7 protein-coding genes and 1 tRNA gene are annotated in these 13,841 nt (G+C 72.9%); 2 read left to right on the top strand and 6 right to left on the bottom strand.

The window, feature by feature from the left end; genetic code table 11:
* Window positions 1-159: 159 nt before the first annotated feature.
* Together WME76_RS08765 and WME76_RS08770 are read right to left on the bottom strand one after the other, a co-directional pair.
* The gene (locus WME76_RS08765) at window positions 160-1,833 is read right to left on the bottom strand and encodes a TROVE domain-containing protein (protein ID WP_437959713.1); all 1,674 of its coding nucleotides are present in this window, start codon (window positions 1,831-1,833) and stop codon (window positions 160-162) included.
* 58 nt (window positions 1,834-1,891) lie between these two features.
* Window positions 1,892-2,025, bottom strand: a tRNA-OTHER gene (locus tag WME76_RS08770).
* 657 nt (window positions 2,026-2,682) lie between these two features.
* Between WME76_RS08770 and WME76_RS08775 the strand changes: the two genes are divergently transcribed.
* Window positions 2,683-3,765: a hypothetical protein gene (locus tag WME76_RS08775; RefSeq protein ID WP_437959714.1), complete on the top strand. Its 1,083-nt coding sequence runs from the start codon at window positions 2,683-2,685 to the stop codon at window positions 3,763-3,765.
* A 45-nt stretch (window positions 3,766-3,810) separates the two neighbouring features.
* Here WME76_RS08775 and WME76_RS08780 read toward each other — a convergent pair whose 3' ends face one another.
* Together WME76_RS08780 and WME76_RS08785 are read right to left on the bottom strand one after the other, a co-directional pair.
* Window positions 3,811-6,054 (bottom strand): type VI secretion system Vgr family protein, encoded by a 2,244-nt coding sequence (locus tag WME76_RS08780; protein ID WP_437959715.1) that lies wholly within the window; start codon window positions 6,052-6,054, stop codon window positions 3,811-3,813.
* A gap of 40 nt (window positions 6,055-6,094) precedes the next feature.
* Window positions 6,095-7,072: a hypothetical protein gene (locus WME76_RS08785; RefSeq protein WP_437959716.1), complete on the bottom strand. Its 978-nt coding sequence runs from the start codon at window positions 7,070-7,072 to the stop codon at window positions 6,095-6,097.
* Between the two features lie 465 nt (window positions 7,073-7,537).
* On the opposite strand from WME76_RS08785, the gene WME76_RS08790 reads away from it, so the two are divergent.
* On the top strand, window positions 7,538-8,266 hold the full coding sequence (locus tag WME76_RS08790) for a hypothetical protein (protein ID WP_437959717.1): 729 nt from the start codon (window positions 7,538-7,540) through the stop codon (window positions 8,264-8,266).
* A gap of 101 nt (window positions 8,267-8,367) precedes the next feature.
* Here the strand turns inward: WME76_RS08790 and WME76_RS08795 are convergent, their stop codons facing one another.
* Both WME76_RS08795 and WME76_RS08800 read right to left on the bottom strand, forming a co-directional pair.
* Window positions 8,368-10,455 (bottom strand): S9 family peptidase, encoded by a 2,088-nt coding sequence (locus WME76_RS08795; protein ID WP_437959718.1) that lies wholly within the window; start codon window positions 10,453-10,455, stop codon window positions 8,368-8,370.
* A gap of 67 nt (window positions 10,456-10,522) precedes the next feature.
* The gene (locus WME76_RS08800; RefSeq protein ID WP_437959719.1) at window positions 10,523-13,696 is read right to left on the bottom strand and encodes a hypothetical protein; all 3,174 of its coding nucleotides are present in this window, start codon (window positions 13,694-13,696) and stop codon (window positions 10,523-10,525) included.
* Window positions 13,697-13,841: the final 145 nt, after the last annotated feature.

Raw genomic sequence — 13,841 nt, forward strand, 5'->3', positions numbered from 1 at the left:
GCGCAGGCCCGCGGCCTCGGCGCTGAGGGGATGCGAGGCCGCCGGGCTGGCTGTGGATCGTGGTTGCTGGGGGCCGCGTCGCGGCGCCACTGTCATCGAGCCGCTCGCATCCGTCAATGCGGTGGCCAGGAATCCGGCGGGAGTTTCAGGTGGGCGCCGCTACGCCTGCGCCATCGCCGCGGCGAAGCGCAGCAGCCCCTCGCCCCAGCCGCCGAGGATGTACGTGCGATCGTAGAACTCGGGCACGAGCGTGTCCTGGTATCCGGCGACCTGCACCAGGAACACGCGCACGTCGCGGTGCACGCGCGCGCGGTACGCTGCGACGAGCTTCGCCACGTCGATGTATCGCTCGTTCCAGGCGAACTCCGCGTAGTCCCTGGGGCGCGAGCCGTAGAGGCCGCCGTGTCCGGCCTGCATGTCGCTCAGCACGAACACGGCGTCCCAGCGCTGCCGCTCGCGGATGGCGCGATCCCAGAAGAGCCACACGCCGTTCTCGGTCGCCGTGCCGATCGTGCGGGCGATCTGCTCCGCGCGGTCGAGCTGCGAGAAGACGCTCTCCTTCTTGCGCACGGCGAAGCTCTCCAGCCGGTCGCCGAACACGCCGAGGTGCCCGTCGTCCGCGCGCATCCCGGCCACGACGCCCGTGAGGTTCGCGATCGTGGAGACGCGCATGGTCCCGAGGCTGCTCGTGGTCGTGCTCTGCGCGGAGCCGCTGTTGTCGCAGAGCACCATCACCCGGCCAGGGAAGTGCGGCGCCTGGCCGAGGGAGCGGTGCAGGCACTGCTCGACGGCGTCCAGCACGGCGCCCGGCGCGCGGTCCTTCACCGCGCAGTAGGCGCTGTAGTACCGGAAGGGGAGCTGCTTGCCCTCCGCCGCCGTCGCGACGAGCTTCGGCAAGAACGCCTCGGCCGGCACGCCCGCCTCGATGAGGTTGCGCAGGTTGCGCAGCAGGGCCATGTGGCCCATGACCGGCAGCGCCTTGCGCCACGCGCAGCGGTTCGAGCCGCGCGACGAGATGATCGACTCCCAGGTGCGGCCGGTCGCGCGGAGCGCGCCCTTCGCGAGGCGGTCCACGCTCGGGCTCTTCGGGTGAACGAGGTTCACGACGTCCACGGTCTTGCTCCCCTTGCCCTCGAGCCGGTACTTCGCGAGGGCGTGATCGTCGAAGCGCTCGAGCGCGTCGCGGAGCGCGCGCTTCAGCGCGTTCGGCACCGGCTTGCCGAACCGGTAGAGCTGGTACGCGAGCGCGACCGCCGGCTCGTCCGCGCGCTGGAGGACGCGCGGCGCGAAGCGGCGCACGAGGCCCGTCCCGCGCACGGACGCGGTGTTCGCCGCGCGCACCAGGATGACCTGGGGCGTCGTGCGCAGGTGCTCCTCCTCGCGCAGCCGCGCCGCCTCGGCGAGCGTCGCCTCCGGATCGGCCGCGAGCGCCTCGTCGATGGCCTTCTCGATCAGCGCCGCCGGCGAGAGCTTGCGCCACTCGGCCGGGTCGACGGCGCCGAGCGTCTCGCGCAGGCGCTTCACGTCGGCGTCGGAGAGCCGCGCGCCATCGGCGGAGTGCTTCTTCTTCGCCTTCACCGGGCGCGGGTCCGCCGGCTCGCGGTGGTAGTACATCGGCTCGCCGAAGAAGCACGACGAGGCCGCGAGGCGGAGGCGCTTCAGCGGATCGGCGATGTCGAAGGAGCGGCCGCCCATCCAGTTCAGGTGCGACGCGCTGTCGTGCTTGGCCTTGCGCTTGAGCTGCTGAAAGAACGCCATGATGATGCCTCCTTCCTCGGCGCACGCGCGGCGAGGGGTCGAGAAGAAGGGCGCAGCGCGGAGGATGGTGGTCACGGGGGTTGTCGTATCGGAACGAAGGAACCGTGACGCTCACTGCCGCGCTGCGCCCTTGTGCCAGAGGCGGGACTCGAACCCGCGACCTCGTCCTGAGAAGGGAAGTAACCCCGGAGCTCACTGCCGGCGCTCATCGCGCCGGAGAACACCGTCCGGAGTTGTTTCGTGCTCTGACCGCTGAGCTACTCTGGCGTGGACGCTGAGGGGTATTGCAGGGAGGATGCCAGGCGGGCTCGGGCGGGGTTTCCCTGGGGAACCCGTGTGGAGCGGGCGGGGGACGCTGGGGTGGCCTATCCTGGCGGATAAATACTTAGACGAAGCGATAGAGGAGGGGCGCGTCGCCGCGGGCGCGGGGGCGAGCTGCTGCTGGCCGAGGTCCCGCCGCCCGGCCGGCGGCTGCGATGAGGCCCTGGGGCCGGGCGTACCGGGGCGCACGGCCGGGGACGGGGCCGGCGCGGCACCGGGCGGATGGCCCGAAGGGGGCCGGGAGGTCGCGACCGTGGCCGGCGCTCGTGACGAGCGCGCCCGGAGGTCGCGACCGATCACACGGCATGATTTCGACGGATCGGAAAGGTCGCGACCCAACGCACCGCATGATTTCGACGGATCGGAGAGGTCGCGACCTATCGCACGGCATGATTTCGACGGATCGGAGAGGTCGCGACGTGGGCGGGGCTGTGAAACGAGGGAGCGGGTTGGTCGCGGCTTCCCCGGCGACTGCGGGCCGAGGGGGGCTGAGGTCGGGATCGTGGTCGAGCCTGCGGTGTGCGCCGCCGAGCCGCGTTGCGCGCTGCCGCTTCGTGTACAGTCGCGCTACGCGTTCGAGCGCGCCGTCGACGCAAGGACAGGATGAGCACCGCGACCGTCGAGTTTGCCGGCATCGAGCTCCTCAGCCCGTGCCCCCACTGCAGCGCGCCGATGGCGGTCAACACGCTGACCGACCGGTGCCGCTGCTCGAGCTGCCTGATGGAGTCGGCGCTGCCGCCGTCGGTCTGGGACGAGGCGCTGCGCGGCGTCGAGAAGGACGTGGTGCAGTTCGCGCCCGCGTACCTGCGGCACGGCCCGGAGTGGGGGGAGGGCGGTCCGCCGCCGGGGCCGCACGTCGAGTGGCTACGCGGGCACGACGCGCCGCCGTGCCGGCGCTGCCAGCGGCCCATGCGCGTCGCGCCGCAGGGGGGCTGCGTCTGCGCGGCGTGCGGGGCGGGGCGCGCGATCCTGCCGAAGCCGCCGTGGCTGCCGGCGGACAGCTCGGTGCTCGGGTTCGTGAGCGACGAGCCGGCGGTGGCCGAGGAGCGGCCGCGCGAGCCGGTTCACGTTGCCTGCACCCAGTGCGGCGGGCCGCTCGTGGCGGACGGGTCGAGCCGGATCGTGCCGTGCGGCTACTGCGCGGCGCGGGTGGCGTTGCCGGACGCGGTCTGGGCTGCGCTGCACCCGCCGCGTATGAAGAGGCGGTGGTGGCTCGCGGTGTACGTGGCGGACGATCCGCGGCGGGGGCCGGCGCGATCCGACCTATTTGCCGAGCCGGCGGCGTGGGCCGTCTTCATCGCCGTGGTGGTACTGCCCTGGCCTGTGGGGCTCCTCCTCACTTTTCTTGATTGGCGAGTCGAAATCATCGTCGCCTGCATCCTCACGACGATCACCGTCATCGGTGCCCTGTGGCTCCGAGGACGCTGGCTTTACCGAACCACCTGCCGCCCCGAGCACGAACTCGTGGGCCGCCTGGTTGGCCCTTGGCGTTTGCGGCACACCGCCAGTGTGCTTATTACGAAGCCGCATCAGCCGGACGTGGTTCTGTCACGTGCAGTTCTGCGGCACGTCAGCGCAGAGCGGTTCGCCGAGCTCGGCGGTGCTGGCGGCAAGGTCCGCGCTTGGATGATCCCAGGAAGAATAGATCGGGTTCACGTCGAGGCGGTGCCTTCCGTGCTGGAGTAGGAGCTTTGCTTGCCCTGCTCGCGAGGTGCAGGCCACCTCGTACGACTATACGATCGAGAAGATGCCCGTGAGCATCGTTCGAACGGCATTCTTGTCGACTACCGTGCCGGCGTTCTTCATGTTGACTGCGTTGTTCTGCATCTTGAAGCCGGCGAAGTCGATCTTCATGCCGGTTACATCCATCTTCTGAGCTCCAATGTTGATGCTCCTGCCGAATGTCTTCACCTCGACGACGACGCCTTTCATGTCGAGGCCGATGAACGCCGATTTGTACATCGATCGCTCGTTCCAGCTCGCGATCAGCGTGTCCACGAAGCCTTTCGTTTCCTTGTGGCTCCCCGCATTGGTGACCTTGAACTCCGGCGCGTCGATCACGAAGCTCGGCGCCTTGATGGTGCCGCCCTCGCTGAGCTCCCACTTGATCCCCTTCGTCCCCCAGTCGAGCGCCCCCACCCGCCACTCGACGTTCCCGCCCTCCAGCTTCATCGTCCCGAACTTGTCCTCGTGCAGCCCCTCGACGGTCGTCTTGAGGCTCTTGAAGTCCTCGTCCACCGCGCCCGCCTTCGTGTGCTTCTTGCCATCCATCTCGGTGTCCTGGCTGGCGTAGCGCTCGGTCACGGCCTTCGCTGTCGTCTTCTGCGGCCCACCGACGGTCGTCGTCAGGGACGTGTCGTAGTTCTCCGTGACCGCGCCCTCGACATGGTCCTCCCGCTGACCCGCGACGTGGACCTTCTGGTCGCCGCCCACGTCCACCGTCTGGGTCGCGCCGACCGTGACGAGGTTGTCGCGATGCGCGTGGAGCTCGAGCAGCTCCTCGCCCTTCCTGTCCTCCATCATGATCTGGTTGAACCCGTCGCCCCCGGGCGACGTCTTGCTCTTCCAGATCGATCGCGTCTTCTCGGCCGGCAGCTTCAGCGGCGCGACGCTCCACGCGTTGTGAAGGCGGCCGACGACGACCGGCTCGTCCGGGTCGCCGTCGAGGTAGGCGATGATGACCTCCTCGTTCACGCGCGGCAGCATCACCATGCCGTAGTCGAGCCCCGCCCAGCCCTGCGAGACGCGGACGAAGCGGGTCGGATTGCCCTCGTGCTGGTCGCGCCGATCCCACCGGAACTCGACCTTGACGCGGCCGTGCTCGTCGACGTCGATCTCGTCCACGCCGGCCTTGTTGCCGACGACGAAGGCGGTCTGCGTGCCGACGATGCGCGGCTTGGGCCGGCGCGCCGGGCGCCAAGGATCCTCCGCCGGCACGCAGACGAGGACGTGCCGCCGCACCGGGCGCCCGTCGGCCCCCTCCGTCACCGCGCAGCGCGACCGGATCACGAGGAGCTGGCCGTTCACGTCGGCGCGCGGGTGCTTCTCGACCGTGAAGCGGCCGCCAGCGCCGAGCGCGAAGCTCGTGTGGCACTCGAACGTGCGCCTCTCCGACCGGGCCTCCTCCAGGTACCGCCTGGCCAGCGCCTCGCCGCGCTTCTCGGAGGCGGCGGTGAACCTGTTCGTCGCGAACTCGTACCGCTCGAGCGTCGCCTCGCGGACGAAGGCCTTCTGCGAGGTCTCGGCACGCTGCTCGAGCACGTACTCCGGCTTCTTGAAGTCGTAGTCGCGCACCGTGACCATCGACGTCTCGATCGACGAGGTGACCGCGATGAACGAGACCGTCGGCTCCGCCGCGCTCATCCCGGCGCCCGTGGGCGGCACGAACGGCACCCGCGGCGCTCCGTCGTCGGTGAAGGCCGTGTCCTCGGTGAGCACCCAGTCGCTGCTCCCGGACCCGTGATCGAAATAAGAGATGAGGCCCTCTTCCGCGAGGGCGCGGAACATGAAATCGAAGTCGGTCTCCCCGTACTGGACGCGGTACTCGCGCGCCGGCCGGTCCGGCGAGGCGATGAGCGAGCTCGGCGCCGGGATCCGGCCGCCGTACGCCCCCACCACGACCCGGGCGACGTCGTCCGCCGTGAGGTCCTGGAAGATGCGGTGATCCGCGCCCCGCGTGGTGAGCCAGAGCGGGGGCACCACGACGAGCTCGTAGCGCGACACGCCGGTGGGCTCCGCCGAGAGCTGCCGCACGCGACGCACGATGCCGTGCACCCTCTTGAGGAAGGGCTCTCCCTTGAGCTCGACGACGATCTCCTCGCCCACGACGCCGGAGAGGTCGACCTCCGGATCGGTGGTCGTCACCTCGAGCGTCAGCTCGAAGAGCTCGTTGAGCGCATCCCTGTACTCGAACTGATGGACCTCGAAGCCGGTGACTCCGGATCCGGGGAACGTCAGGCTCACGTCGATGGCCATGGTCGGGTCTCCTCGAGGTTCGCGCCGGCGGGCGCGGCGTTCATCGGGGCTCGTGCGGACTCTTGCCGACGGCGGAAGAGCGAGCTCGATGCTGCCAGTAGAGCTCCTGCCAGCGCCGGTGCGCCGCCTCGTCGCGCGCGAGCCGATCGCGCCAGAAGCGGTCCACGGCGAGGCGCGCGTCGGGCTGGCCGAGGCCGTATCGGCCGAAGAGGGCCTCGGCGTCGCCGGGAGCTGCGGCGAGCTCGGCGCAGAGGGACGCGTACTGCTCCAGCGAGAGCGCCGGGACCGCGGGCGGGCTCGAGGGAGCGGCAGGCGCGGCGGGGGCGCTGGACGAGAACGGCATTACCGCCGGCGCGGGCGCTCCGGACGTCGGGTGCGTGCCGGTCAGGCTGGTGAAGCCGCGCATGCCTCGGGGCACAACGGCCGTCTCTGCGGCCGGGGTCGCGGGAGCCGGCGGGGCAGGGGGACCGAACGGCAGCACGGGCGCGGTGGACGCGGCGCCGGAGACGGGATGGGTGCCACGGAGATCCCCGAACCCCCGCATGCCCGGCGGAACCAGCGATGTCGGATCCGCCGGCTTCGGCGCGGGGGGAAGCGCCTCCGGTTGCGCCGTGGAGGTCGAGGCGTCCCTCGCCGTGAACGGGAGCGCCGGGCCGCTCGGCGCGTCCGACGCGCCCGCGGTCCCCTGCAGCGTGAAGTGCCTCATCCCCTCGGGCACCAGGGAGATCGACGAGGCCCTGGACACCGGCGCTTCGCGCGCAGCGAGCTCGGAGCCCGACACGGCCGGCGCGGCGCGCAGGTAGCTCGGCACTGCCGGCGCGCGGCTCGGGGCAAGCTCGCCGAGCGAGCGCGGTGCCCCGTCCGGATCGAGCGGCGCCGATGGTTCCTGGCGCGCTGCGCCGCCCACCTCGGCGGCGCGCGCCTTCGCTGCTGCCTCCGGGGGCAGCGCGTGCGACCGGGGTCGCAGCGCGTTGGGCGACGGGATCATCAGCAGGCTCTTGAGCTGTTTCGTGATCATCGCTGTCGGCCGTGCCGCCGCTCCCGCGCTCTCCAGGCGACTGCCCGCATCAACGCCAGCGACAGTTATCATGGCGCTGGCGTCTTGACGCAAGAACGCACGGCACCGACGGTGCGCGGCGCCACGCGCCGGGCTGCGCTGCGGAGCTCCAGAGCACCGGCGCGGCACCATGCTGCGGTCTCCGCGCAGCTGCGGCGCTGCACGGAGCTCCGCTCGTGCTGGACGCATCGACAGTGGTCGTTCTGTGCCTGTACCCTGCGGGCATCCGGCACCAACCGGAGAGCTCGAAGCGCTTCGTCTCGCCATGGCGCGCAAAATTCCCTCCCTCCGCTCGCGCGTGTCAGGTAGAGAGCACCGGCTGTGGCCGCCTGCTGCTCATGCCACCGCGCTCGGCGGCGTGTCTGGCCGGTGGACGCGGCGGTCTCCGACAGGCCCTGAACGCGCCCGCGCAGTGGAGTTGCTCCGATGTCCGATCCCACCATCTACCAGCGCGACATCCAGGAATATGGCCGCTTCACCGCGTCGCAGATCCAGCGGCTCGTCGTGCCGGTCGACGCGGGCTTCAAGCAGGCCCTGCGCGCCGTCACCGCGCGCCTCGTCGCCGCGACCGAGGCCCTCTGCGAGGCGAAGCGGAAGGCGATCGCCGCTGCCGTGGCCCCGCCAGCGCCGCGCGCCCTGAAGAAGGGTCAGGTCGATCCGGTCGCGGCGGCCCGCGACCTGATGCGTCGCCTGGTCGAGCACGCGGCGTCGCGGCCCGGCGGGACCGCGCTGGCCCGCAGCCTCCTCCAGGGCCAGACGCTCGCCACGGTGCTCCGTCGCCGCCCCGCGGAGCTCGCGGCGGCGCTGACGCACGCGCTCGAGGTGGTCGAGCAGAACGAGCGTCGGCTTCCGGATCACGAGGCGTGGGCGGCCGAGCTCCAGCGCTCCCGCGAGGCCCTCGATCCGCTCCTCAGGAGCGTGCGCAAGCGCCGCCTCGCCCGCCGCGCCATCACGCCCGAGATGAAGGCCGCGCGCGACGAGTGGCTCAACATCTACGGTGCCGCGAAGCTCCTCGTGGAGAGCGTGCTCCGGCTCCACGGCAAGGTGTCCTTGATGCCGGAGATCTTCGAGGACCTGGCGGACGCGACCCGCGTTGTGACCAGGTCGACCCCACCAGCGCCGCGTTCACCGACCGACGCACCCGCGCCCTCCTGATCACCGCTCTCCGCCTCCGACACGCCTCCGCGGACCCCTCTCACCTCGGGCCGGGCAGCCCGGAGGCCCGGCCCGCCCGCGCTCCCGAACAACAAAGGTCCTTACCGTCCCCCGAGGTGCGTCCGGAAGAACCGAACGAGGTGCCCGTACTGGAGCACCTGGTTGTCCCGCTTCTGCGCCCCGTGCCCCTCGTCGGGGAACAAGATGAGCTCTGACGGGATCTTCTTTGCCTCCAGCGCCCGCTGGATCTGCACCGACTCGCCGGCAGGCACCCGCGGATCCGTCACCCCCTGCACGATCAGCAGAGGCGCCTTCACCTGGTCCAGGTACGTGATCGGCGACAGCTTGATCAACGCCTCCCGGTCCTTGTCCGGATCACCGTACTCCGAGATCCGGAGGATGCGCCGATAAGGCGCCGTGTTCTGGAGGAACGTGACCAGGTTGCTCATGCCGACGACCGCCGCCCCCGCGTCGTAGGCCCCGGCGAACATCGTCATGCCGATCAGCGCGGAATAGCCGCCGTAGCTTCCGCCGAAGATGCCGACCTTGGGCGGCCGGCCCTCGTGGCCGAACGTCGCCCGGACGAACTTCGCCGCGTCCTCGATGTCGGTGATGACGCCGAGCCGCTTCGCGCCGTCGTCGGCGTGCAGCCACGTCTTGCCGTAACCGTCGCTCCCGCGGACGTTCGGCTCGACGAACACGAACCCCGCGTCGACGAAGATCTGCGCCCGCGCGCTGAACCCCGCCCTGACCTGGCTCTCCGGGCCGCCGTGGAAATGCACGATGACCGGACACGGCCGCTCGCACCGCGCGGGGCGGCGAACGAACATCGGGATCTGCGCCCCGTCGCGCGCCGGATAGGACTCCAGCGTGGCCGCCGCGAACGCGTCCGGCGCGATCTCGGGCATGCTCGGGGCGTGCCACTGGGTCAGCTTGCCGGTCGTCCAGTCGAGGACATAGCCCGTCGCAGGCGACCTCGAGGTCTCCAGGAGAAGCGTCGTGTACCGGCCGTTCCGCGTCGTCGCGAGCGGCACCACATGATCGGCCGCCGGAAGCGCCGGCAGCTTGACCTCGCGGTGCGTCCGCGCGTCGAGCGCCCGGAGCCGCGTGTAACCCCGCTCGTTCACCGTGTAGAGGATCCGCGTCTTCGCCCGATCGATGGAGAAGGCGCTGACGTCGAACGGGATCTCCGGCGTGATCGGCGTGAGCTTCCCCGCCTTCCAGCTGTAGAGACGGCGGTACTCCCCGAGTCGCGGCGTGAGGACGATGACCTCGCCGGGCGCCGCGCCGTACATGGCCTTGTAGTCCTCGCGCTCGCCCTGCCCGAACAGCGGAGTCAGCGTGCCGGCCGCAGGATCGGGCTTCGCGGCGCCCTTCGCGCCCGGCGCCCACTCGTAAAGCTCGCTCATGTTGGAGCCCACGTCCTTCGCCAGCAGCATGCGGCCGTCGCGCGCGGCGTCGACGGCGCGCCAGATGCCCTCGCGATCGAACACGAGCTCTCGCTGCTTCGACGCGATGTCATACCGGTAGATGGCATACGCGTCCTTCCTGATGTCGTTGGCTCGGTAGTAGACGTGCCGCCCGTCGTCGGCGACGAGCTGGAGCTGCGTCTGCACGCCAGACTTGTGCTGGATGGCGAGGAGCGGGCCGCCCTTCGCGTCCTGGAGGTAGAGCCCGGGGTTCTCCTCACCCTTGCGGTCGCGCGACAGGACGAGGTGCGCGCCGTCCGGCGTGACGTCCTCCACCACCGTCGGATCCTCGCCGCCCGTGAGCTGCAGCGGGAAACGCAGCGGCCCGTCGAGCCGGAAGACCTGCCTCGTCCCCGTGATCGTCCAGGTGAAGTAGAGCGCCTTGCCGTCCGGCCCCAGGACGCCGCCGCCGGGGGCGCGCACGTCGAGCAACCCCTGGATCTGGCGCGACACCTCGTCCGGGAGCGGAGGCGGCGCATACCGTGCGAGGATCTCGGGAGAAACGCTGGTCGCGCCGTGCCCCTCGTACCCCGGCTTCTCGGGCGCGGGCGCAGGCCGCGGCGCCTCGGTCGGGGCTGCCGGCGCCGGCCGCGCGGACGCGGCTGGGATGGGCGCGGGCGGCGCCGAGGCTGAAGGGACAGGCGCGCACGCCGCCGGGAGGGCGAGGAGGGAGAGCAGCGCGCCGCCGCGGCGCCGGCGCTGCCTGGAGGAAGGCGACATGTGGGACATTTCGCCGGAGCGGCCGCGCCCCGGCAAGGTCAAAGGCCGCGCGGCGCGGGCGCCCGGCTCAGTCGGGCTCGCCCGGGAGCTTCAGGCGGCCGAGGGCCGCCTCCGCCGCCGCGAGCTGCGACGCGATCTTCCGCAGCATCTCGGCCTCCTCCCCCTGGAGCGAGATGTTCGGGACGAGCGCGTTCAGCGCGCGGCGGTTGTACGCGAGGCCGAGCGGCGAGCCCTTCTCCAGGTTCATCGCCATCGACTCGGCCAGCACCGCCAGCGCCTCCCGGTGCAGCCCCTTCGCCGAGAGCACCTCCGCGAGCGCGGCCGTCGAGCGGGCCAGGCCGATGAGATCGCCGAGCGCCTCCTCGGCCTCGATCGCCGCGGTCAGGCGCTGCGTCGCGCGATCGAGGCGACCCTTGCGGAGCTCCAGCCGGCCGATCGTCTCCCAGACGCGGGCGAGCTCCCGGGTGTCCCCGAGCTGCTTGTAGGTGCGCTCCGCGGCGAGCGCGTGGTCGATCCCCATCGAGAGCGCGTCGGACTCGCGCCCGGGGCGGGCGGCGACGTGGAGCGGGATCCGCGCGAAGAGGTGGTCCGTCTCCGCGAGCTCGACGCGCGCCACCGGATCGAGCCGGGCCCGCTCCTCGAAGACCCGGCGCGACTCGGTCAAGAGGTGCGTCGCCCGGACCGGATCGCCCATGCGCACGTAGACAGCCGCCTGGTCGTTGAGCAGCCGGGCCGAGCCGAGCGCGTCGCCGGCGTCGAGCAGCAGCCGGCTCGCCGTCGTCAGCTCGTCCAGCGCGCGCTCCAGCGAGCGCATGTCGCCGATGTCGTAACAGACGCTCGCGATCAGCGCGGCGAGCTCGGCGTGCAGCTCGGGCGGGTCGCCCTGCGCGAGGAGCGCGCGCGCGGCGTCGAGCACCTCGAGGGCGCCCGCGAGCGTGAAGGCCGGATCCGGGCCGGCCGCCTGCCACTGCACGCGGCCGATTCCGGCGAGCGCGCCGATGCGGAGCCGCCGGCGCGCGGGGGTGGGCGGCATGCCGTCGAGGAGCGCGAGCGCCTTCTGCCCGTAGCTCAGCGCCTGGACGTACGCGCCCATGGCCGCCGCCTCCGCCGCGGCCGCGCGGTAGCGGCGCGCGGCTTCCTCCAGCTCGCCCGCCTCGGTCAGGTGGGCCGCCGCGCGCGCGTCGCGGGCCCGGCGTCCGGCGCCGTGCAGCGCGGCGCCTGCAGCGCTCGCCGCCTCGGCGCGGTCGGGCGCCGGCGGGGCCGGGTGCAGGGACAGGCCGAGCGGGGCCGCGGCGCGCAGGGAGCCGGCCGCGGCGCGCGCCGGGTCGACGAGGCGCGCCGGGGCCGCGGAGTCGGCCGCGGCGGGCCACGGCAGGTGCGGGCGGGATGGGCCGGAGGGCGATCGATCGGACAGCGCTGCCGGGACGCGCAGCGAGGCGCCGCGCACCGAGCGGATCGGCTCGTCGAAGGAGGCGCCGCCGCCGGCGGGCGCGAGATCGGGGGGCACGCGCACTGGGCCGGGGATGGGCGCGTCCAGCGAGTCGGGCGGGGCGTCGAACCGGACCGATTCGGGCGGCTCGGAGAGGCGGCGGCTCTCCGGGCTGCGGTGGAACAGCTCGGCGTAAGGCCACGGCGGGTTGCCGGGCCCGGCGGGCGCGATCGGCGTGGGACGCTCCTGCGCGGCGCGCGGCGGCGCGCGGCGGGCGCTGTTCGTGGGCGCGCCGCTCGCGCCTGCATGGGCCATCGCCGGCGGCGGCCGCAGCGTGTCGGCCGCGCGCGGCGCCACGCTGCGCGCGGCCGGGAGGCCGGGCTCGAGGTCCTTGTCCTGCTCCTCGATCGCCGGTGCGCCGCTGCCCTCTGCCGTCCCCCCGGCGGTCGCGCCGGGCGACGTGGCCGCGGGCGATGCCGCTGCGGGCGACGGCGTCACCGCGATCGTGCGCGGCGTCGCGATGGCGGGCACCGCCGTGGTGGACGCAGGCGCGGCCTGGCTCGGCGCTGCGCCGGGCTTCGCCAGCGCCGCGGCGGCCCGCGCGACCGCGTCGTCGCCGCGCGCCGCGCTCAGGCTCGCCCCGCTGAGGACGTGCCGCTCCACCGGCGACATCAGGACGGCCGCGCTCTGGGTCGGCGGCGCGGCGGCGTGCGCGGGCGCGGCGGCGTGCGCGGGCGAGGCGGCGTGCGCGGGCGAGGCGGCGGCGTGCGCGGGCGAGGCGGCGGCGTGCGCGGGCGAGGCGGCGGCGTGCGCGGGCGAGGCGGCGGCGTGCGCGGGCGACGCGGCGATGTGCGTCGACGAGGCGCCGGGTTGCGCGGGCGGCGCGGCGCCAGGGCCCTTCGGGTCAGCCGCGGCCGCGGCGGGCGGCTCACGCGCCGGGGCGTCCGGCTCGAGCACGTCCTCGCTGAGGAGCGTCGCGAGCCGCCGGTGCCACACGCGGGCGAGCGAGGGGAGGATCGACCTGCGGAGCGCCACGACGGTCTCCTGCGGGAGGTGGAAGCGCCCCTCGCCGCGGTCCTCGAGCGGGACGCCCACGTCCGCGGCGCGCTGGAGCGCCTCGAGCACGTCGACCGCGTCGACGCGCAGGAGCGCCGCGACGAGCTCGCTCTCGAACCCCGAGCCGACGATCGCGCCGGCGCGGAGCACCCGGAGCACCTCGCCGGGGAGCTCGCGCAGCGCGACCTGCGGCGGCGGCGGGGGCGCGGTCACGCTCGTCAGCGTGGTCGTGCCGTCCGGCGGGCGGAGGATGGCGTCGGCCCCGAAGGAGGCGCGCACCGCGCCGAGCAGCTCGCCGGCGGGGCCGGTCGGCGCGTGCAGGCGGAAGGACAGGACGAGCGCGACCCGGAGCGCCTCGTGGCGGGACACGACCCGCCGCAGGACGTCGAGCGTGGCATGGTCGGCGAGCTCCACCGCGTCGAAGACGATGGCCCACCGGCGATCGGTCTGCTGCGCGAGCCGGTTCACGGCGTCGATGAACTCGGCGTCGGCCATCCGCTCGTGCACGTCGCCGAGGAGCCGGCGCCGGAGCCCCGAGACGACGCGGCTCCGCGCCTGATCGAGCAGCGGCGGCGCCCCGCCGACGAGCCGCTCGACCTTGGTCCGCACCTCGTGCAGCGGTCCCAGCGCCGCCTCGGGGACATCGCAGCGCACGCGCAGGACGCGCAGCCCGAGGTGAGACGGAGGCTCTCCGGGGATGATGTCCAGCAGGGCCGTGTGCCGGCCCTCAGAAACGCGCTGCCAAAGCTGTTCCACGGTCCGCTCCTTCCGTCGGGCTTGCTCGGAGGCTTCGCACGACTGCGCCCGCTCTTTGTAAACGCTTCCCGCGCCAGACGGCACGGGAATGACAGCCGTTTTCCGCCGGAAGCTTGCCTGGGACGCACCTGGCCGCCGGGCCGCG

This window comes from Sorangium sp. So ce119, from assembly GCF_051524405.1.
Classification (GTDB): domain Bacteria; phylum Myxococcota_A; class Polyangia; order Polyangiales; family Polyangiaceae; genus Sorangium; species Sorangium cellulosum_G.